The sequence below is a fragment of the Nicoliella lavandulae genome (assembly GCF_037546185.1).
In the GTDB taxonomy this organism is placed as follows: domain Bacteria; phylum Bacillota; class Bacilli; order Lactobacillales; family Lactobacillaceae; genus Nicoliella; species Nicoliella lavandulae.
Genome location: NZ_JAWMWH010000003.1, coordinates 287,786 through 310,221 on the forward strand (window position 1 = coordinate 287,786; position 22,436 = coordinate 310,221).

General features: G+C 35.6%; 17 protein-coding genes and 1 CRISPR repeat array. Of the genes, 15 read left to right on the forward strand and 2 right to left on the reverse strand.

The features are described from left to right. Window positions 1-38 precede the first annotated feature (38 nt). Window positions 39-1,358 carry a sensor histidine kinase gene (locus R4146_RS08010; protein WP_339960934.1) on the reverse strand — a complete coding sequence of 440 codons (1,320 nt, stop codon included), beginning with the start codon at window positions 1,356-1,358 and terminating at the stop codon, window positions 39-41. A gap of 2 nt (window positions 1,359-1,360) precedes the next feature. Then, complete coding sequence (locus tag R4146_RS08015; RefSeq protein ID WP_339960935.1) at window positions 1,361-2,047, reverse strand: response regulator transcription factor; 687 nt, start codon at window positions 2,045-2,047, stop codon at window positions 1,361-1,363. A gap of 135 nt (window positions 2,048-2,182) precedes the next feature. Between R4146_RS08015 and R4146_RS08020 the strand changes: the two genes are divergently transcribed. The 15 genes from R4146_RS08020 (at window position 2,183) to R4146_RS08090 (ending at window position 22,282) form a co-directional block, all read left to right on the forward strand. Next, entirely contained in the window at window positions 2,183-4,450 is a 2,268-nt protein-coding gene (locus R4146_RS08020; RefSeq protein ID WP_339960936.1) for a glycosyltransferase family 39 protein, read from the forward strand. A gap of 19 nt (window positions 4,451-4,469) precedes the next feature. Beyond that, on the forward strand, window positions 4,470-5,432 hold the full coding sequence (locus R4146_RS08025) for a glycosyltransferase (protein WP_339960937.1): 963 nt from the start codon (window positions 4,470-4,472) through the stop codon (window positions 5,430-5,432). A 207-nt stretch (window positions 5,433-5,639) separates the two neighbouring features. Next, window positions 5,640-6,590, forward strand: coding sequence for a YdcF family protein (locus R4146_RS08030; protein WP_339960938.1), 951 nt, complete (start codon window positions 5,640-5,642; stop codon window positions 6,588-6,590). A gap of 26 nt (window positions 6,591-6,616) precedes the next feature. Beyond that, a complete protein-coding gene (locus tag R4146_RS08035; RefSeq protein ID WP_339960939.1) occupies window positions 6,617-7,114 on the forward strand; it encodes a hypothetical protein in 498 nt (165 codons plus the stop codon). Window positions 7,115-7,305: 191 nt separating this feature from the next. Further along, complete coding sequence (locus R4146_RS08040) at window positions 7,306-7,665, forward strand: hypothetical protein (RefSeq protein WP_339960940.1); 360 nt, start codon at window positions 7,306-7,308, stop codon at window positions 7,663-7,665. A 119-nt stretch (window positions 7,666-7,784) separates the two neighbouring features. After that, window positions 7,785-10,541, forward strand: a complete 2,757-nt coding sequence (gene cas3 / locus R4146_RS08045; RefSeq protein WP_339960941.1) for a CRISPR-associated helicase Cas3' — start codon at window positions 7,785-7,787, stop codon at window positions 10,539-10,541. A gap of 19 nt (window positions 10,542-10,560) precedes the next feature. After that, a complete protein-coding gene (locus R4146_RS08050) occupies window positions 10,561-12,147 on the forward strand; it encodes a type I-E CRISPR-associated protein Cse1/CasA (protein ID WP_339960942.1) in 1,587 nt (528 codons plus the stop codon). Window position 12,148: 1 nt separating this feature from the next. Then, window positions 12,149-12,922 (forward strand): type I-E CRISPR-associated protein Cse2/CasB, encoded by a 774-nt coding sequence (gene casB, locus R4146_RS08055; protein WP_339960943.1) that lies wholly within the window; start codon window positions 12,149-12,151, stop codon window positions 12,920-12,922. A gap of 1 nt (window position 12,923) precedes the next feature. Then, on the forward strand, window positions 12,924-14,003 hold the full coding sequence (gene cas7e / locus R4146_RS08060; protein ID WP_339960944.1) for a type I-E CRISPR-associated protein Cas7/Cse4/CasC: 1,080 nt from the start codon (window positions 12,924-12,926) through the stop codon (window positions 14,001-14,003). A gap of 16 nt (window positions 14,004-14,019) precedes the next feature. Next, complete coding sequence (gene cas5e, locus R4146_RS08065; RefSeq protein WP_339960945.1) at window positions 14,020-14,706, forward strand: type I-E CRISPR-associated protein Cas5/CasD; 687 nt, start codon at window positions 14,020-14,022, stop codon at window positions 14,704-14,706. 29 nt (window positions 14,707-14,735) lie between these two features. Beyond that, window positions 14,736-15,383 (forward strand): type I-E CRISPR-associated protein Cas6/Cse3/CasE, encoded by a 648-nt coding sequence (gene cas6e, locus R4146_RS08070; RefSeq protein ID WP_339960946.1) that lies wholly within the window; start codon window positions 14,736-14,738, stop codon window positions 15,381-15,383. 83 nt (window positions 15,384-15,466) lie between these two features. Then, window positions 15,467-17,751: direct repeats of the CRISPR family, unit length 28 nt; unit sequence CTTTTTCTCGCAAGCGCGAGAGTGATCC. Between the two features lie 85 nt (window positions 17,752-17,836). Beyond that, window positions 17,837-18,778, forward strand: coding sequence for a type I-E CRISPR-associated endonuclease Cas1e (gene cas1e / locus R4146_RS08075; RefSeq protein ID WP_339960947.1), 942 nt, complete (start codon window positions 17,837-17,839; stop codon window positions 18,776-18,778). A 21-nt stretch (window positions 18,779-18,799) separates the two neighbouring features. After that, window positions 18,800-19,687, forward strand: coding sequence for a type I-E CRISPR-associated endoribonuclease Cas2e (gene cas2e / locus R4146_RS08080; protein ID WP_339960948.1), 888 nt, complete (start codon window positions 18,800-18,802; stop codon window positions 19,685-19,687). Window positions 19,688-20,398: 711 nt separating this feature from the next. Next, entirely contained in the window at window positions 20,399-21,556 is a 1,158-nt protein-coding gene (locus tag R4146_RS08085; protein ID WP_339960949.1) for a DUF3290 family protein, read from the forward strand. Window positions 21,557-21,625: 69 nt separating this feature from the next. Further along, the gene (locus R4146_RS08090; RefSeq protein WP_339960950.1) at window positions 21,626-22,282 is read left to right on the forward strand and encodes an NAD(P)H-dependent oxidoreductase; all 657 of its coding nucleotides are present in this window, start codon (window positions 21,626-21,628) and stop codon (window positions 22,280-22,282) included. The last annotated feature ends 154 nt before the right edge of the window (window positions 22,283-22,436 follow it).

Sequence of the window (22,436 nt, forward strand, 5' to 3'; positions counted from 1 at the left end):
AAAAAGATTGAAAATGCCCTTAGCATCTTCAATCTTTTTTAGTCGAGTGGAATTTGGATTTCAAAAATCGTTCCCTTTGGTTGTTGGTCACGAACTAATATTTTACCGTGGTGTTCGTCTACGATCCATTTAGCAATGGCTAATCCTAATCCATGACCACCAGTCGTTGGGGTTCTAGATGTATCGGTTCGATAGAATCGTTCAAAGATGTGTTGTTTATCGTCATCAGGGATGCGTTCACCAGTGTTGCTGATGCGAATGGTGAAGTTTCGTTCATCATTTAACACGGTGATTCCCACGCTATCACCAGGTTGCGTATATTTAAATGCATTATCAAAAATAATGGTGACTAATTGGCGAATTAGATCCGGGTCAATGTCTGCTTGCTGATCAGTCTCGATCCAGGAAGTAAAGGCCTTGTTCTGACTAGCCGCAATTTCAGCATATGGCTTAATAATGGATTGGAACCAAGGCTTTAAGTCGATGGATTGCTTCTTGATTTGAATGATGTCAGAGTCTGAACGTGCAAGGGTCAATAAACGATCGGTTAAGATCTTTAGGTGTCGTGTCTCATTTAAAGTTGTTGAAACAGCGTCGATCTCACTTAAAATCGTAGCCTTAGGTTTAGTTAACATGGCTTCCATTTGATTTTGAATTACGGTCAACGGGGTCCGTAGTTCGTGAGCCGCGTTGGAACTAAATTCACGTTGCCGTTCCCATGACTTGATGATGGGCTTCATACTGGATTTAGATAGTAAAAATGCCACAGCAATCGCTAATAACCAAAAGACAAATAATGTAATGATTAATGCGTTTTTAAAACTGTTGATTGCTAGTAAATCGCTATCCACGTTTTCTAGGATCAAAACATATTTACCAGCGGTTCGTTCGTCAGGAGCTGATTTGGGCACCTTAACTAGGAGGGAACGAAAATGACTAACGATTCCGTTATAGGTCAACGTCATGTCTTGAATTTTATTGACGGTCCTGGGGTTTAATTGGACCTTACTAAATAATTGATAGGTCCGATTCCCCAGTGCCGCTGCATTTTGAATTTTACCATTATTGTTGAAAATAATTTCATTAGTTCGAAAGGGACTATTTAATGAAGGGGCTTGTGAAAAGTCACGGCCATTCTTAAAAATGGGTGGATTTTTCTTCCAATTAGGGTCTGGCTGGGGACTTTTAAGCATTTGTTCCTTTTGGACTTGTAAACTATGGTCAATGTTACGGTAAATAGACTGGCTAAAGAATAGGTAAATGATTAACCCTAAGCTTAAAAAGATAATGGCAAAGGCAATCAGTTCCTTAATGAATAACTTTAGCTGTTGTTTTTGGTGGGGATTAGCTGTTTTCATGGTTAATCCTCCGTTTCAAATAGGTATCCAACCCCGCGAACGGTTTTAATTGGTTGGTTGGTCAGCGCTTTTTTAATTTTTTTGCGTAGGTTACTCATGTATACTTCAACGACCGTTAACGTGGTTTCAGAATCAAATCCCCATAGACGATCAAAAATCTGATCCTTGGTGATGATAATATCTGGGTTTTGTAAGAAGTAGATCAATAAGTCGTATTCCTTTCCGTTTAGCTGTACGGCTTCACCGTTAATGGTAATCGTATGGTTACTTAAGTCCGCATGAAAGGGCCCAACAGTTAGTTGATTGTTATCACCTAAGTGGCCGGTGCGTTTAAGTAATGCTTTTACGCGGAGCAATAACTCTTCACGGTGAAAGGGCTTGGTTAAATAGTCATCGGCGCCGTTGGAAAACCCTTGGACCTTATCGGCAATGGTGTCCTTAGCAGTTAAAATTAACACAGGAAAGTTGATTTGATCTTCGGTTCGCCAGTGTTTTAAAACATCGTACCCATTTTTTTCGGGTAGCATTAAATCTAAAATAGCAATGTCATAAATATTATCTTGGCCCATTTGTTGGCCAGTAAGTCCGTCGTTGGCAATCGTCACATCACCTAGGGGCTCTAAGAAACTAGCGATGCTCTTTGCTAATGGAATGTCGTCTTCAACGATCAATATTTGTAAGTTTTGCATTCAAATTCCTCCTAATTCCAACCCCTATTTTAACCAATAACCAAATAAATATCATTTTTATTTTGATTTTTAAGGTTAATTTATGGTTGGGGTTCTAAACTATGGTTATTCAATTCGAAAGGAGCATGATGTGAAATGCCAGATCAATCAAATCAAGTTGAAGAAACACGAGCTGAGCATCACGATGCAAAAGCGCTGCATAAGCGATTTAGACTCGATTGGTTCTTAGTAGCCACGTTAGTCATCGCATTAATATTATATACATGGAAAATATGGGAGGCCGGAAGCGCGAACGACTTCTATACGTCAGCCATTACTAGTATGACCCAGAGTTTTAAGAACTTCTGGTACGCTAGTTTTGATCCCGCTGGATATATTACGGTCGATAAGCCTCCAGTAGCCCTATGGTTCATGGCAATTAGTGCTAAGATCTTTGGGGTTCACCAATGGAGTGTCGTTCTCCCATCCGTCCTCTTCGGGCTTGGTTCGGTCTACTTAATGTACCGGTTGGTTAAGCCCAAGTTTGGTCGGGTCGCTGGTAACTTAGCAGCCTTTGCAATGACGATTACGCCAATTGCAGTGGCTGACTCTAGAACTAATAATATGGATGCAACGTTAGTTTACTTCCTATTATTAGCAATCTACATGCTCGTTAAAGCAATCGATAATCAAAAGCTACGTTACTTAGTTCTTAGTTTTTCCATTATCGGGATTGCATTTAATGTTAAAATGTTACAAGCATTTATGATTTTACCAGGAATGCTATTATTCTATTGGTTAGCATCCCACTTTAACTGGAAGAAGAAATTAGCTCATCTTTCAGTAGCATCCGTTGCGTTAGTTGTATTTACGCTCATCTGGCCATTGTCAGTTGACCTAACGCCTGCTAGTCAACGGCCTTATGAAGGTGGTTCTGAACACAACTCCGTATTAGAATTAGCCTTTGGTTACAACGGAACGGAACGGCTCTTAGGTCAAACGACCGGAACTGGTGGTGCCTTCCCAGGAATGGGTAGCAACAGTAAGTCTAAGACTGGTAACATGCCAGGTGGTCAACCTGGTTCAAGCAAGTCAACTAAGGGCATGCAAATGCCTGGTAACGGTAAGACTGGCAATTTCCCTGGCAATGCTAAAAATGGTAGAGCTGGTAACATGCCAGGTGGTAATCGTCGCGGTGGCGGCGGTGGAATGGGTGGCGCTGGTGGTGCCTTTAACATCGGTACTGCAGGTCCACTTCGGTTATTCCAAGATCAACTAGGACCTCAAATTAGTTGGTTATTACCATTCTCGATCGTTGGATTAATTAGTGCCTTTGCTTACTTCCTTGACCGGAAGCGGAAGTGGTACCAATTAACTGAAAAACAAAAACACCTCGTTATGTGGACGGGTTGGTTAGTGCCAGTCGGCGGATTCTTCTCCGTTGCTAGTTTCTTCCACCCATACTACACGATCATGTTAGCCCCACCAATTGCAGCATTGACTGGAATTGGGGTCGTTACAATGTACAAACAACTTAAAGCAGCAACTTGGAAAGATTGGAAGCGTTACTTACTTCCATTCGCAATCGTCGTAACGGCAGCCTTACAAGCATGGTACGTAAGCAGCTACTACGTATGGGCAACTTGGTTGCTCATCATCGCCGGAATTGTATTCGCAGCATTACTATTGATCAAGCCTGGTAAACAACTAAAGACGCTTACCATCGGTGGAATGATTTCAATTATGTTAGCGCCTGCATTTTGGTCCATGACACCAGCGATTGCTGGTGAATCAGCTGCCATTCCTACCGCCGGTCCAGATCTACTAAGTAGTAACGGCCAAGGTGGTGCTGGTGGTGGAATCGGTGATGGAAGTGTGAACTCAAAATTACTTTCATACCTTGAAAAACACCAAGGCAGTGCTAAGTACCTCTTTGCAACTGATGATTCCGGAACCGCAGCTCCATACATTATCAAGACTGGTAAGGCAGTCATGGCAATGGGTGGATTTAACGGAACTGACCCTGCAATGACTCTAACTAAGTTCAAACAATTAGTTAAGAGCGGTCAACTTAAGTACTACTACTCAGGCGGTAAGTCTGGTTCTTCCAATAGTGCAATCATTAATTGGATCAAGAAGTACGCCACTAAGGTTAAGGCTAGTGAATACGGTGGTTCAACGACCACTACGACTGGTTCAACTAGCAAGAAGACGAATGGTCAATCCATGGGTCAAATGCCTACAAATGGTGGTAAAATGAATGGTAAGATGTCTGGTAAGCCAAGCATGAAACCAAGTGGCAATAAGATGCCATCAACGAAGAGTTCTAATAAGAATAACACCCAACAACAAATGCCTACTGGTGGCGGTATGATGGGTGGTAATAGCGGAACCCTTTACGATTTATCAACAATATACAAATAAACTAACAGGAGGTTAGGGCATGGCAAGAAATCAGAATCCTTTAATTTCAATTGTATTACCAGTCTTTAACGAAGAAGAAGGCATTCGGCATACGATCGAGATTCTAGAAAGCTACGTTGCCAGCCAACCTGAAGATTACGAATTAATTTTTGTGGATGATGGTTGTGTGGACCGGAGTGCCGCAATAATTCAGGAAGCTGAACAACAATATAATAATATTCGCCTAGTTCAATTCTCGCGGAACTTTGGTCACCAACTAGCAATTACTGCTGGAATTCGGTACGCATCTGGAGATGCAGTGGTGGTAATGGATGCCGACTTACAAGATCCACCATCGGTCATTCCAGCAATGGTCAAGAAGTGGCATGAAGGATACGACGTGGTATACGGAAAACGACTCCAACGTGATGGTGAAAGTTGGTTCAAAAAGGCCAGCGCATCCGCATTTTACCGGATTTTGCATAAGTTCGCGAATATCGATATCCCATTAGACACTGGTGATTTTAGATTAATGGATCGCCAAGTCGTTAAAGTCCTCTCAAAGATGGATGAACCAGATCCGTTCGTCCGGGGGATGGTCAGTTGGGTCGGATTTAAGCAAACGGCGGTTGAATACGAACGGGATGAACGGACCGCTGGAACGACAAAGTACCCGTTATCCAAGATGTTGCATCTTTCAATGAATGGAATCACTTCATTCTCAGATGTGCCATTGAAGTTAGTTAACGTTGCCGGATTCATCATGATCGCAATTGGGGTCATCTACGGATTCATATCCCTATTTACTGGATTCGCAACCCTTCAATTTGCAATCTTCTCAATGTTCGAACTATTTGGCATTTCTGCTTTGATGTTAGGAATCGTTAGTGCATACCTCTACCGAATCTTTGAAACATCTAGAGAAAGACCATTGTATGTGGTCGCTAAGACCTCCGGGTTTGAACGTCACCAATCAGAAGTAAAACACATTAATACAATGTAGTAATCGAGGAGCATCTCGCCAGTGGCGGGATGCTCCTTTTTTGCTTATGCTGAAATTGAATTGTGCTAAAATGATAACTGACAACTAATTATCGAGGGGGTGAATACTATCGCTGTTTTTGTACCAGTCGCATTATTTACGTTGTTCTGGATACTATTACTCTGCTTAAGTTTTCGATCTAATCCAGCACGTCTGCTAAATGGCTTTTTGGCCACAATTGCACTAGGTTCATTTTTTTTGATGATTACGGTCGGCATTATTGGTTTGAACAATCATTTGATTATCGATGGTTATGTAGTGTTGTTTGGATTGATCATTTTATTACTTTTGTTTATCTACTTCTTCCAGGGATTCTTTTGGTTGTGGAACGCCTTAATTGTGTGGCGACGCGAGAATCACACGTTGGCGAACATGTTAACGCTGATTATCGGGGTGATTACATTAGGGTTACCGGTGTTGAATGGGATGTTAACGAAGCATCCACTAGGTCCAATCGGGGTCTTTTCATACTCGGTAATTGTGCTATCTATTTTGTACCTGCTATTCTGTATCGTTTCATTCATGCTAGCCGCGTTTTTGTTTACCTTTAAGAAGCCGCGGCCCAATAAGCGCTTTATTATTGTATTGGGTGCTGGATTACTTCATGGAGATCAGGTTTCTCCACTATTAGCTTCGCGTATTAATAAGGGAATTGAATTTTATCACCAGGTCAAAGCGGCCACTGGCCATGCTCCGCTGTTAATTTGCTCCGGTGGTCAGGGCAATGATGAAACGATTCCAGAGGGTCAGGCGATGCGGACATATGCAATTGACCATGGGGTAGCAGCTAACCATGTTGTCGCTGAAGTGCAATCAAAAACGACTTTGCAGAATATGTTATTCTCTAAACGAATTATTGAGCAACACAAGCTGCCGTTGAATGATGGAATCTATGTTTCTAATGATTACCATATTTTCCGTGCTGGAATCTATGCGCATCAAGCAGGGTTACCAATTCAAGGGCTAGGTGCGCGAACTAGTCGGTTCTTTATTCCGAATGCTACCATTAGAGAGTACGTGGCCTTGTTGATGAATCATAAGCGATTCCATATGATGATGGTGGGATTGATTTTACTTGCATCACTAGGAGTAGCGTTATTAGTTGGTTTTATCAGATAAACAAGTTAGATAAGGGGGACGATTAAATGAGGTTCAAACGAGTTTTACCATTATTAATGGGATTAGGTTTATTTTTTAGTTTTATGACCACAACGGCTAGTGCTAGTAAGCAGTATCTAAATGCCTTTCCTAGTCCAATGCAGGCTAAGTGGTATGCATATAATAAAAAGACAGGGTATACTACGTTAAAGATTTCTGATCATCAATTGTCAGTGATTAAGGATCAACGGACTACAGCTACAGTTAGTTTACATGCATATCAAAAACACGATGCAACGAAGGCCACCAAAAAGCAAGCAAATTGGATCTACGCTTGGCGTGACAATGACTGGATAGCAACTTATGGATGGAATCAACGTTTTGGTTCAGGTAGTTACTTCAATGTGAAAAAGGTGAAGAAGTCAAATCAACTGACGATTCATTCAATGCAAGCAGGGGTTAACTCAGGAACCTATTATCAAACTAAGCATCTTGCTAAACACTATGGTAGTAAGCAACAATCAAATAACACGATTTTAATGTAATTATGTAGTAGTGAATGCTTGCGATTAAAGCGTTTGCTACTATTTATTTCTGAGTCAATAATTAATTGTTACATTAACTAAACTGATTAAAAAATAAAAAATTATAGTCAATTGCGAAATTGCGAAATTTCGTAATGGGGAAATTTCGCAATTACATATAACTTTAGTTGTTATAGAAGGGATGCTTAACTATGCGTATATTATTTTTTAGTTTTATCGGAATTGTGATTGGAAACTTTACAAGTGCAGGGGTTAGCATAATTGTTGATGCCATTCATAATTTAATCAGCGATATTCCATGGACCTCGAAAGACTTTAAAGCTGAGAAAAACAGTCAGGAGACGGATCAAATGTTATTTATTATTATTTCCATCTTAGTAATCGCTAGTATGGTTGCTGGAATGGTTGTCTACTCCAACACTCAATCCAATTTAAAAGTGGTCCAATCTGCTGCTATGACAGCGTTGCTTATTGGTGTAACTGCTCAGATGGATTATAAATTGGCTTATAGTCGCCGGTATAAACGGATTAGAAGGAATAGGGAGAAGTAGATGATTTTTTAACTATAGGCCTTGATAATTATTTATACAAATTATTGATAATGGTATTTAAATTTCCTTGTCTTTAGTATATAATACTATTTAAGGTTATAGGAAAGGAGGAATGAAGAATGGATGAGACCTTATGGGCAAAAAAATCAATTGGTAATGATGGATTACCAAAATGGTTGCCTTTGAAGCAACATCTTCTAGACACTAGTTTTACTATTAAAATGTTGTATAGAAAATATTTAAGTGATAATCAGCAGTTAACGATAAAAAAGGCAATTTCTGATTCATATAATAATATTCCAGTTTCTGAATTAGATGAAAAAGCTGAGCAATTGGTTAAATTTATTGCCTTATTACATGATATTGGAAAGGCAACTCCTGCATTTCAAAGCAAAGATAGTTATAGAGGAATAAGAGAACTAGATTTATCTATAAAAAGTAAACTAATTCAAAATGGCTTTTTCCCCAGTGATGATACAAAGATTCCTACATCTAAATTTTCACCGCATGCTTTAGCTGGAGAAGCAATTTTAAAACAGTATGGAGTTAATGACGAAATTGGATCAATTATTGGTGGACATCATGGAATGCCTGTTACATCGATAGGTGATGTAAAAAGGCAACTTCCTAAATATCCAATTAACTACTACTTTAGTAATGTTTACGATAGGATACATGAAAGATGGGAACGCATCCAAAAAGATTATTTTCAATGGGCTTTAAAAGAAAGCGGTCTTAATACTATTGATAATATTCCAAGTATCAAAAGCTTTGGTTCACAGGTTATATTGGAAGGGTTACTAGTAATGGCTGATTGGGTCGCAAGTAATGAGAACTATTTCGGCTTATTTAACATGGACCAAGTAAAAGATGGATCTAATAGATATAAAAATGGATGGTTAAAGTGGTTCAAAACATTTAAATGGGAACCAGAAATCTATACAGATGCTAACGATTATTATAATGATCGTTTTGGATTTGATCCTCATAAATTACAGAAGCAGTTATTTAGTACAATTGATGATTCTATTGACCCAGGAGTATTTATTATTGAAGCTGGAATGGGAACTGGAAAAACTGAAGCTGCATTATCATCTGTAGAACAACTTGCTCAAAAAAAAGGGTGCAGTGGATTATTTTGGGCTTTGCCTACTCAAGCGACAACTAATGCAATGTTTGGCCGAGTTGAAGCTTGGTGTGAAAAAATAGCAGCATCAAGTGACACTAATGTAGAAATTCAGCTTGTTCATGGAAAAGCTGCTTTGAATGATAGTTTTACCAAGATTCCACACTCAATAGATATTAATGAAGATGAAAATGCAGGTGTATTAGTTAATGGGTGGTTTTCAGGAAATAAAAAAGCGATTCTGGATGACTTTGTTGTAGGGACAATAGATCAATTATTACTGCTTGCACTTAAGAAAAAGCATCTGGAATTGCGCCATTTAGGATTTAGTCAAAAAGTAGTTGTAATTGACGAAGCACACAGTTTCGATGCATATATGCAAGAATACTTGTATAGATCACTGAATTGGTTAGGCAAATATGGGGTACCAGTGGTTATTTTATCAGCAACATTGCCATCTGATAAAAGGCTCAAGATGATTAATTCGTATTTAGGTATTAGTGGAGCAGATGATTATAATCAAAATAATGCATATCCATTAATTACTTATACTGATGGGAATAAAGTTAGTCAAATAAGCGTTTCTGATAACATTGATTCAAAAAATGTAAAATTAAATAAATTTAATGGAAATCTTTTGGATGAATTAAAGAGTGTTCTTTCTGATGGTGGAGTTGCAGGAATAATTGTTAATACCGTAAAAAGGGCACAACAAATTGCAAAGGATATGATTGAAGAATTTGGTGAAGATAGTGTTGAGTTATTACATTCTAGTTTTATTGCAACTGATAGGTCTAATAAGGAGAAAAATCTTTTACTAGAAATTGGTAAAGATAATTCACATAGGCCTTATAAAAAGATTATTGTTGGAACTCAAGTTTTAGAACAGAGTTTAGATATTGATTTTGACATTTTGTTTACTGATTTAGCACCAATGGATTTATTGATGCAAAGAATTGGTAGACTTCAACGTCATGAGAATAATAATAGCAATAGGCCATCAAAATTAAAGAAGCCACAAGTATATGTTCTTCAAACAGATTCTAATTATGAATTTGATTCTGGTTCAATTGCTATTTATGGAGAATTACTATTAATTAGAACCCAATATTATTTACCATCAATAATAAGTATACCGAGAGACTTATCTTGTCTTGTTCAATCTGTATATAATCTAAGTTCTGATATAACAAACATCAATTTAGATTTACCTAATGACTTTGATGCAAAGTACAAAAGGGCTAAAGATAGTTATCAAGAATTAATCAATGATAAACGTAAATCCGCAAAAACATACATGATTAAAAAGTATGAAAAAAATAAGGATAACCTAATTGGTTGGATAAACAAGTCTAAGGATGAACTCAGTGATTCTAAGGGTGATGCAGAGGTTAGAGATGGTGAAGAAAATATTGAAGTTATAGTTTTATGGAAAACTAAAGATGACAACTATAAATTATTAAATGGAAAGATGATATCTAATAGTGACTTAGAAATTGATCAGATCACTAAGAATATTGCTACCAATACAATTAAGCTTCCTGTGGTTATGTCTAAATCATATAATATCGATAAAACGATTGATGAATTGGAAAAATTCAATAAAAAGTATTTACCAAATTGGCAAATGTGTCCATGGTTAAGGGGTTCATTAGGCATTTTACTTGATGAAAATAATGATTTTATTATTAATGGATATAAGTTACATTATGATAAGAATTTAGGGATGATGTATAACAAGATTGAGTGATTAAAAGGAGATGATTTAATTGGGTAGGTATAATCTACTAGATGAGTCATGGATAAAGGTCATAGATGAAAACTATGATTTAAAAAGTGTTTCATTAAAAGATTTATTTGCTAATGCTAATCATTATAAATTATTAGCTGGAGATACTGCTCCTCAAAATTTTGCAGTATTTAGATTTTTATTGTCAGTCATACACACTGTTTTTAGTAGGTATGACGCAGATGGAAATGAAATAGATGATGATGATGATCCAATCGACGTGTGGAAAGGTATTTGGGAAAATGAGAGATTTCCTAAAGAAGTAATCAATAAATATCTAGAATCACAAAGAATAAAATTTAATTTGTATGATGAAGATTACCCATTTTTCCAAGTTACTAAAAGTAACTTGGAAAAATATAATATTAAAAAAACTGGTACTATAAGTGGTAAGTTAATTAACCGTTTGTTATCAGAGAGCGATAACAAACAAGATCTTTTTGCGCCAACTAGTCAATTATATAAAAACAAATTATCAAACGATGAATTGGTTCGTTGGTTAATTACTTTTCAAGGATATACAGGAACTGGTGATAAGGCTAAATTTCCTGGAATGAAAGTTTCCGCATCAAGAGGATGGTTACTAGACTTAGGTGGTGTATATATACAAGGAAATAATTTGTTTCAGACATTAATGTTTAATTTTAAAATGGATGAGATAAGTGATCAAACACCTATATGGGAGTGGGATGTTAAAGATAAGATGAACTTATCCCGAGTAAGTCATCCTGAAAATCTAGCTGATTTGTACACTAATTGTTCCAGACTTATCTTTATTGATCCGAACACAGATTTGTCATCCGATAATGTTTCTATTGAAGCAGTTCAACTTCCTGGAATAATAGAAAGTGAATGCTTAATGGAACCAATGACGATTTGGCAGATTCCAAAAACTGGTAAAAATAAAGGAAATATAATTCCTAAAAACCATAGAGAAAATGAAGCTTTATGGAGATCGTTTGGATCACTGATTGTTTCTGATAAACTAAGACCTGGAATAATAGACTGGTTTAGTAACTACTTGGACTTTGATGTTGTTAATGGTAGCGATGTTAAAATAGTTTCGGTTGGAATGACTAGAAATCATGATGCTTCGAGTATGCCAAATGATGAGATACATGATGGATTAAAAATTAAAGATGAACTTTTACATGGAATGAGAACAGAAGGATGGATTGGAGCAATTGAATCAGAGGTTAAAACAACTAAAGATGCTATTTATTCAATAAGGAAATTCGGTATTAATGTATGTAAAATTAGGAATGATTTTGATTCTAATTTACCTGATAATCTAGAAATGGAAGCTTACTTTGATGTTGACATTCCCTTTAAGGAATGGGTAGAAGATATTACTTTAGAAACCGATTTGAGATTATATCCATTTGAATGGCGGAAAAAACTATATGAAATTCTTAAGAATATAGCTAAATCCCAAATTAGTCCTTTGAGTAATCGTGATTTAATTGGTGTTGTCAATAGTAAAGATGGATCAATTGATAATATAGTTACAGAATATATGAAGCTATTAGGGAATTTAAAATATAAATTAGACTTAAAGGAGGATTAGAATGTTAAAAAATGAAGAGACTGTTTATAAAACTACTAGTCAAATAATTAAAAACTTAGAATTTAATGACGGCAAGAGCTACTCTAAAGCTGTATTAGCTGAACTTAGGAATTCTGTAACGCATCCGTTTGTAAAAAATGGACTTCTATGGCAAGCGTTATTTAATAATATGCCAAATTCGTTTTTGAGTAGGGATGGGAGTTTATCAAAACCTGAGAAATCAATTCTAAATGCATTACAACTTTACGCGATTCATCAACAAGGTAATGATTCTTCTGTTAATACTTATGATAATCTAAATGCAGATATATCATTTAATGTAACTTATAGTAATAATAGCTTTGAGATTTTTAGTTTAAATTCATATGATAGTGACCCAATAAAGCAATTTAACCACTTTGATGAATTAGTGAAATACATGTCATCACTTAAAGATAACATTAAAAGTAATGATGTTGATAATAATCAATATAATAGAAAATGGTATAAAGATAACTTTGGACAGGCATTAAGTATTGTTAGAAAATCATCTAATGATTCAACCGCAATTGATAGAAGATTTAATGCTATGATTAGTTCTAACACTTACGATGAGTTAATTTACCATTTGAGACATTTAACGCGTTTGATTAGATCAAAAAAGCTTCATATTGAAATCAACTACTCAAAGGTTGCTGACGACTTATATACCTTTTTAAGTAGTTTGAATGGACAAGAAAAAATTAAGTTACTATGGAGCGAATCTTACTATGCACAACATAAAGGAGAAGAATAATATGACTAAAAATAATTTATACATTGATATCCATGCAATTGAAACAGTTCCCCCTTCAAATATTAATCGTGATGACGCTGGTAGTCCCAAGACAGCTTTATATGGTGGTGCCCCTAGATCACGGGTAAGCTCTCAAGCATGGAAAAAGGTAATGCGAGATTACTTCGTTGAACATTTAGATGAGAATAAATTAGGGATAAGAACTTTAGAGCTAGTTAAGTATATAGCAGATAAAATTCAAAATATTGATAGTAGTATTGATGATGATAAGTCGATGGAAATGGCCGAAACTGTTATATCTAAATTAGGAATTAAAATGACAACCTCTAAGTCTGATAACGTTAAAAAACATAAAGTGCTTAAAGCATTATTCTTTATTGGTAATCAACAGGCTAATGACTTAGCTAATGCCGCTATTAATGGAGTTAGTGATAAAAAAGAACTAGCTGAAATTTTAAAGAGCAATCCCGCCGTTGATATTACACTATTTGGAAGAATGGTTGCTGATGATCCTAATCTAAATGAAGATGCCTCAGCACAAGTTAGTCATGCAATTTCTACTCATGCAGTTAGAACTGAATTTGACTTTTTCACTGCTACTGATGATTTTTCACAGAGTGGTCATTCTGGTGCTGGAATGCTTGGAACCACAGAATATAATTCATCGACCCTTTATAGATACGCCAATATCTCTGGACATGAACTTTTAAGACAATTAGGTAGTAAGGAAGATACAGTTAAAGCGATTAATTTGTTTATTAAAGCATTTGCTAAGACAATGCCAAGCGGTAAGATTACATCATTCGCTAATCAAACTTTACCACAATCACTTGTTGTTACGATTAGAAAAGACCGTCCTGTTAATCTTGTGACTGGTTTTGAAAAGCCAGTCGCATCAAATGATGGATATGTAAATGAATCTATTCAAAGATTAAGTAATGAGTTTGATAAGGCATCTAAATGGGTTGATTCTCCAGAGGCTACATTATCCATCGGAATGCCTGATTCATTTGGTAATAACAATAATAATTTAGACGAATTATTAGATAAAGTTTCAAGTAAGCTCAATTCATTATTATAAAAAGGTTGTATGTACAATGAAAACAATATTAATGAAATTTGCAGGGCCTTTACAATCATGGGGGATTAATTCACACTTCGAGTCGCGTAGAACTAATCGTTTTCCATCTAAAAGTGCTGTTATTGGCATGATTGCATCTGCTTTGGGGTATAGAAGATATGAAGATATAAAATTAAAGGGATTAAATGATCTTTCGTTTGCTATTAGAATTGATCAGCCTGGTAGTTTATTAAGGGATTTTCAAATTGCTGAAAGTCATAAGCCTAATGGTGATAAATTAAGAAGTTATGTTACTAATCGATTCTATCTACAAGATGCAGTTTTTGTTATTGCAATTAGTAGTGAAGATGATAATCTGATTAAAGAAGTTTATGATTCGTTATTAAATCCATACTTTTCTTTATATTTAGGTAGACGATCACTACCCATTAATTTTGACTACATGTTAGGACTTTTTGAAGGCGATGCTATTAATTCATTAATGAATATGAAATGGCAAGCTTCTGATTTTTATAAAAGTCATAATTCAAATAATCTTGATATTTGGGCAGATTCTAACTTAATAGATCGTAATGATTTAATTGTCAGAGATACTCCTGTATCGTTTTCACAAGGCGTTAAAGATAGTAAGTACAGCAATGATGATCGAAGAAAATATTCTTTTAGATCAATTGGAAAAATAACTGTCAAAGTAAATCAATAATATTTTAGTAGAGACAAGGAGGGATATAATTGTATTTATCTAGAATTCAAATTGATGATAATGATCAAAAAAAGATTAAAGACCTTAATAACCTGGAATCATATCATGGTTGGATTGAAAGTAGTTTTCCGAATGAATTTGAAGAGAATATTAGGACAAGAAAACTATGGCGAATCGATACTCTATTTAACAAAAGATATTTATTATTAATTAGTCGTGATAAACCAAGTAAAGAAATGATAACTAAATATGGAATTAGTAAGACATTAAAAACAATTAACTATAATGATTTTTTAGAAAAGGTATATCCAGGAATGGTTGCAAAGTTTAGATTAGTTGCAAATCCAACTTATTCGAAGAGTACTGGTAAGTCTTCTGGAAAAAGAGGAAAACCATTTCAATGTGTAAGCATTGATGGACAAATGCAGTTTCTAGAAAAAAGAGCACAAAAAAATGGATTTAGTTTAATTGATTCTGAATATACGATAACACATAGATCTACTGAATTGTTAAAAAAGGAAAATAGAAAAATATATATTAGCAAAGTATGTTATGAGGGTAGGTTGATTATAAATGATGCTAAATTATTTACAGATTTATTATGTAATGGATTAGGGCACAATAAATCCTATGGATTTGGAATGATAACTATTATTCCAGAAGACATTTCTCTATAATTCTGTTAAAATAAAAAGAACAAACTGAAGGTATTTTTAATTTTTATAAATTGAAAATACTTTTATATTAGGCTTTTTTAAGTCTTTTTCTCGCAAGCGCGAGAGTGATCCTATAGTAGAAAATACTAGTAATGTTTTGGTCAGCTTTTTCTCGCAAGCGCGAGAGTGATCCCGGCAAAGTGTTCGGCATTGCTGGTCAATCAGTCTTTTTCTCGCAAGCGCGAGAGTGATCCTCGCTAAGAACATCATCTCGGATTACGATAGCGCTTTTTCTCGCAAGCGCGAGAGTGATCCCAGATTTATCGGCTAAAATTGACGCTATGAATACTTTTTCTCGCAAGCGCGAGAGTGATCCTACCCCTAACGTTCAAGCGTTGCAACAAGAAAACTTTTTCTCGCAAGCGCGAGAGTGATCCCATGGTATCAATAAAGCGACCGTTAAAGTACACCTTTTTCTCGCAAGCGCGAGAGTGATCCTATGTTCATCGTAATATTTGATTAGTTTCAAAACTTTTTCTCGCAAGCGCGAGAGTGATCCCCACTTACAGTAACGTTAGTAGCTGCCGGCATACTTTTTCTCGCAAGCGCGAGAGTGATCCTGTGTCGTTCTCTTTATCCGCTTCATCGAACTTCTTTTTCTCGCAAGCGCGAGAGTGATCCTATCATAAGTTTCATTCAGCAACTCAAAATCTGCTTTTTCTCGCAAGCGCGAGAGTGATCCTATAGTTGATTTACGTTGTAACCACGGATGACACTTTTTCTCGCAAGCGCGAGAGTGATCCTATACTTCACGTCCCCTAACCGCTCCCGTTTCTCTTTTTCTCGCAAGCGCGAGAGTGATCCTGAAGTTGCAATACTTCGCTCAATCAGATGAAACTTTTTCTCGCAAGCGCGAGAGTGATCCTAAACAAATTCTAAGGCTTGCATCAGCAGTCATCTTTTTCTCGCAAGCGCGAGAGTGATCCTATCTGTCGTTGGGCGGTGGCGTTATGAAATTTCTTTTTCTCGCAAGCGCGAGAGTGATCCTGGTACGCGATCAAATGACACGGCACTAGCTAACTTTTTCTCGCAAGCGCGAGAGTGATCCTATTGTTACGATAATCAGGCGTATCGTTAAAAACTTTTTCTCGCAAGCGCGAGAGTGATCCTAGTGTAGTAGTAAGCTCAGAGGGATTGAATGACTTTTTCTCGCAAGCGCGAGAGTGATCCTACCGTAACGGTGTTCCAATGTTCTCAACCAACCTTTTTCTCGCAAGCGCGAGAGTGATCCTGTTTCAAGTTTTGGATTTTTAACATTTTCCATCTTTTTCTCGCAAGCGCGAGAGTGATCCCACGAATGCCGTTGATAACGTCATTGTTAGCTGCTTTTTCTCGCAAGCGCGAGAGTGATCCTGACTTAGTGACACATGCAATTAAGTTTGCTGACTTTTTCTCGCAAGCGCGAGAGTGATCCTGATCAAACCTAACTTTTCTAAATGAGCATATACTTTTTCTCGCAAGCGCGAGAGTGATCCCGGCGATAGAACAAAGCTAAATATTGAAGATACCTTTTTCTCGCAAGCGCGAGAGTGATCCTAATATTCTGAACTTTTGAGCTTAGCATGCTTTCTTTTTCTCGCAAGCGCGAGAGTGATCCTGTCAACCGTGGGTTTGGTTTCTGAAAACACAACTTTTTCTCGCAAGCGCGAGAGTGATCCTACGCTAACGAAATTAAGCGTATTAACAAACAACTTTTTCTCGCAAGCGCGAGAGTGATCCTGGCAGATACGAGATACGAGATACGAAAGGACGCTTTTTCTCGCAAGCGCGAGAGTGATCCATCACTCGTCACGGCTTTACGTGCATCAGTCCGCTTTTTCTCGCAAGCGCGAGAGTGATCCTATCCATATGCTTTAAGTCTTGATTATCAAATCCTTTTTCTCGCAAGCGCGAGAGTGATCCTACATCAACTAATCCATAAAAATCTAATGTGTCCTTTTTCTCGCAAGCGCGAGAGTGATCCTGATATTTGATAAATCACTAGTATCATCATTAACTTTTTCTCGCAAGCGCGAGAGTGATCCTTCCATTTTATGAACCTTATATGCTATCGAGTCCTTTTTCTCGCAAGCGCGAGAGTGATCCTTAGCATTCCTATATCACGATTACTAACAAACCCTTTTTCTCGCAAGCGCGAGAGTGATCCTACAATGGTCAAACAGTTGCAGCTTTACGTCAACTTTTTCTCGCAAGCGCGAGAGTGATCCTGCTAAAGGTTCTGGTGCAAACGACCCTTCTACCTTTTTCTCGCAAGCGCGAGAGTGATCCTCTGCCCCACCTAAAGCAAGGTTGACTGCATACCTTTTTCTCGCAAGCGCGAGAGTGATTCATTAAAACTTTATAGAAAAAAATGATTAAAATGCTGTTTATAATTTAATTATCTAAGTGATTAAATACGTTGAAAGGAATTATATATGAAAAAATCAAGTGGTCTATATAAATCTGATATTCAGGAATTGCCTAGAGTTGGTGATCGGATAAGTTTTTTATATTTTGAACATGCTAAAATAAATCGACAAGATGGAGCAATAACATTTTCTGATAATCGAGGGGTTATAAAAGTACCTGCTTCAATGATTAGCGTTTTATTATTAGGTCCCGGAACTGAAATTACTCATCGAGCTATAGAATTAATTGGTGATGTTGGAACTAGCATACTATGGGTTGGTGAACAAGGGGTAAGACAATATGCTAGTGGTCGTGCTTTAGGACATAGCAGTCGTTTATTAGTGAAGCAAGCTTCTTTAGTGTCTAACGTAAGGAAGAGATTAAATGTTGCTCGTAGAATGTACCAAATGAGATTTAAAAATGAAGATGTAAGTAAACTAACTATGCAACAGTTAAGAGGACGAGAAGGGGCTCGTGTCAGGTCAGTTTATAGAGATCTATCTAAACAATATAAAGTGAAATGGAATGGAAGAAGTTATGATGTTGATGATTTTACAGGAGGTAGTATCATAAATAAGGCTTTGTCAGCAGCTCATTACTCATTATATGGTTTAGTTTATAGTGTTATAGCTGGATTGGGACTATCTCCTGGTCTTGGATTTGTTCATACTGGGCATGATTTATCTTTTGTGTATGACATTGCCGATTTATATAAGGCTGAGGTTACTATTCCAATTGCATTTGATGTTGCTTCTAAAAGTAATATAAATGATGATATTGGTAAAATAACAAGGCTAAAAGTTAGAGATTCTTTTATAGATGGAAAGTTAATAAAGAAAATCGTTAAGGATTTGCAGTATCTTTTAGATGTTGATAGTGATGATTATCTTGAAGCTGAAAGTATTCATTTATGGGACGACAAAGAAAAGTTAGTTGATTATGGTGTTTCTTATCATGAATATGACTAATAACTATGGAGTTGTATTAATATGCCGATGACTGTTATTACTTTAACCAAAGTTACTCCTGCTCTAAGAGGAGATCTAACTAAGTGGATGCAGGAAATATCTACAGGTGTCTATGTTGGTAATTTTAATTCTAGGGTAAGAAGTAAGCTATGGAATAGAATAATTGAAAATATTGGAAATGGTAGTGCTACCATTAGTTATGAATATAGAAATGAAATAGGTTACGATTTTGATACCTTTAATACAAGTCGTGAAATAATTAATTATGAGGGAATACCATTAGTTAGAATTCCAAATTTAATTGAGAATAATAAACTTAAAGATGGATTTAGTAATGCTTCTAAATTTAGAAAATTAAAGAAGATTAATAGCAAATCCACAAGTTTAAAATATGTAATTTTAGATATAGAAACAACTGGAATTAATATTGAAATTAGTAAAATAATCGAAATTGGTGCAATCAAAGTCAATGGTAAAAATATTGAAAAACTAAACTTGTTAGTTAATATTGATCAGAAATTACCTGAAAAGATTACAAATTTAACAGGAATAAGCGATGATTTATTATTAAAAAAAGGAATTAGTTTAAACGATGCATTATTAAAATTAAAACAATTTATAGGTAATGAAATTTTAGTAGGATATTTTATTAACTTTGATCTTAAATTTCTTCATAAAGCATTTAAGGATACTTTGCGTGATCATATTTCTAATAAATATATAGACATTATGAAACTAGTGGAGAGAGATAACCAATTTATTGAAAACTATAAGTTAGAAAGTGTATTACCTGAGTACGGGATTGATTCGAAAGTACCTCATAGAGCATTGATGGATGCTGAGTTGATAAATTTATTAGTTGATAAGCTACCAAGTTTTCATCATGTTCTTAAACAAAAAAATCATTAATATATTAATTTATTGTTCATAATATTAGATAGTTTTACGGATTTACATCATGACTACGTTTCCAAACACATAAAAATACCTGACAGCCATCTTTTAAATGACAGTCAGGTATTTTTATTAATGTGAATCTGATCTAACGAAATGGTGGAAACACTTCTTTCTTATCTAAATTTTGAGTTTGAATCCTTTTCTAAGTGAATGGTTACACCTTCCTGGAAATTATTATTTTTCTTGAGAGCGATATTTAGTTAGTTGGTAGTAACATCTTCCTTCACAACTTAATTTGAGGTATCACGTTCAAATTGCATCGGAAACATCTCCTTAGCTTTCTTCACTACTGGTAATTATAAGAACATTTAATCTAATTCTAATCTTTCGTAGGTTGATTTTAGAATGGTGGAAACAACTCCCTTATCCATAGAATCTGTGGTAAATCGTTGCATTAAATGAATGTTAACAACCTCCCCATTACTATTTTTAAAAGCGTTACTTAGGTAGTTAGTAGTAAAACCTTCCTTCATCATTAATCTGAGGTATTACCTTGATATTGCATTGGAAACATCTCCTTTGCTTTTCGTTGTTAATAATATATATCATTACGATGAGAATGTAAAGGGTTTTATCTAATTACTTTTTAATTATTTTCACATTTGCTTAGAAATGCTATTATATAAGGATTTGTAGTAAAATAATATTTGGGAAGTGATTACTGTGAATTTATACTCTTATAAGTTTTTAAGCCAAAATAATGATACTTTTAACTACATATTTCTAATTGTAATGGTTATTTTTGGACTAGCACTAATCTTTATTGGTTACAAATACCTACAAAATCGAACCAATTTAAAGTTTAGGGATTTTTTCATTCTACTGATTTTAATAACGTTGTTAGTTATTGGAATGCAGATTAGTAATGTTAATTCGAATAGTTTCTCGAATGGTCGTCGGGTTGCAGATTTACTGCAACAGATCAGTAAAGATGAGCATGTTCCGCTGAATGAAGTTTATGTAGACTCGACCAGTTTAAACAGTAGTATGACTGCGAAGGTAGGTAATAAATTTTATAATGTAACGGTTAATGATAAACAAACGGGGTACCAAATTTCGCCCACTAAGGTTATTAACCCGCAGAGCATTAAGTATATCAACAAAAATGAATTTACCTGGAACATGTTTAATAATAATTACCTAGTCTTAGGATTAAAGTTATTACTAGGTTTTATTATGTTAGTTATTCAGATCAACTTGTCTGGAAAATCGAATCTAGCTCAGTCAACAATCATTGATCAAATGCAGAATTATGTGCTAGGTGGAATTATTGGTGGAATGATTTACAACCAAGATATTACGATCCTAGAATTTACAATTATTCTCTTACTATGGTCAATTATTATCTTTGCTGGACGACTATTGTCTAAAAAGACGCGCACATTTCATTCGTTATTAATTGGTAAGCCACGAGTCCTGATAAGAAATGGCTTTGTTAATGTAGATGCTATTTTAAAGTCTGGAATGTCGGCAGACGATTTATTATTTAACTTGCGTTCGAATGGAATCGAAAACTTTAGGGACGTGAATGAAGCAATCTTCGAGCGTAATGGTTCATTAACGATTTTTGGTAAAGATGCTGATCGAACTTACTCTGTTATCGTTGATGGTACTATTAATCATGATGAGTTACGTCGTTCGAAGTTAAGTGATGATGACCTAAAACAACAGTTGGTCTTTCATCATCATCACTATAAAGTTGACCAAGTATTTTTATGCCAAGTTAAGAATCAAAAAGTTCAATTTATTTTATATCCACAAATTGATCGTCAGACGTTTTCAAAGTTTTTCCATCAATGGTTAATGAAACATAATTCTTAATGTTTGATTCAATCGAATCATTTATGCTACTTTAGTAGTATATAAATTAAATAAAGGACGGATATTAATATGGATAAGAATGAAGAACTAATTAATTTAGCTCACCGTAGATACGCAACAAAGAAGTATGATCCAAATAAGCATATTTCTGACAAGGATTGGAACACAATCATGGAAGTGGCTAGATTATCACCAAGTTCAATGGGTTTTGAACCATGGCAATTTTTGTTGATTGAAAATAAGGATTTAAAGCAAAAAATGTATAACGATGCCTGGGGTGCTCAAAACAGTTTTAATGGAGCAGACAAGTTCGTTGTAATCTTAGCTAAGAAGAACATGACTGCAACTTCACCACACGTTAAGCACATGAGCGAAGATGTGCAAGGGCATACTTTTGATCCTAATTCACCATTTACCAAGAAGGTAATGGACTTCCAACAAAATGACTTTGATTTAAACACTGAACGGGCATTGTTTGACTGGACTTCAAAGCAAACATACATCCCACTCGCCAACATGATGACCGCAGCCGCAGCATTAGACATTGACAGTTGTCCAATTGAAGGATTCAATCGGGATAACATTGAAAAAACACTTGCTGATGCTGGTGCGATGGATGCAAAAGAATGGGGTGTTTCTGTAATGGCTAGCTTTGGCTATCGTGACCAAGACATTACCCCTAAGAAACGGCAACCAATGGAAGCTGTTTATCGCGTAATTAAATAAATTATTATAAAGAGTAACTTTGGTGTTAAATCAAGGTTACTCTTTTACTATTAACAGTTCTTTATTTAGATATTGACTAACTTTATTTTATTGATTATGATATTAATGTATCAAATTAAATAATTTGATTAATGGGGTGCTTCAATGGCTGAGA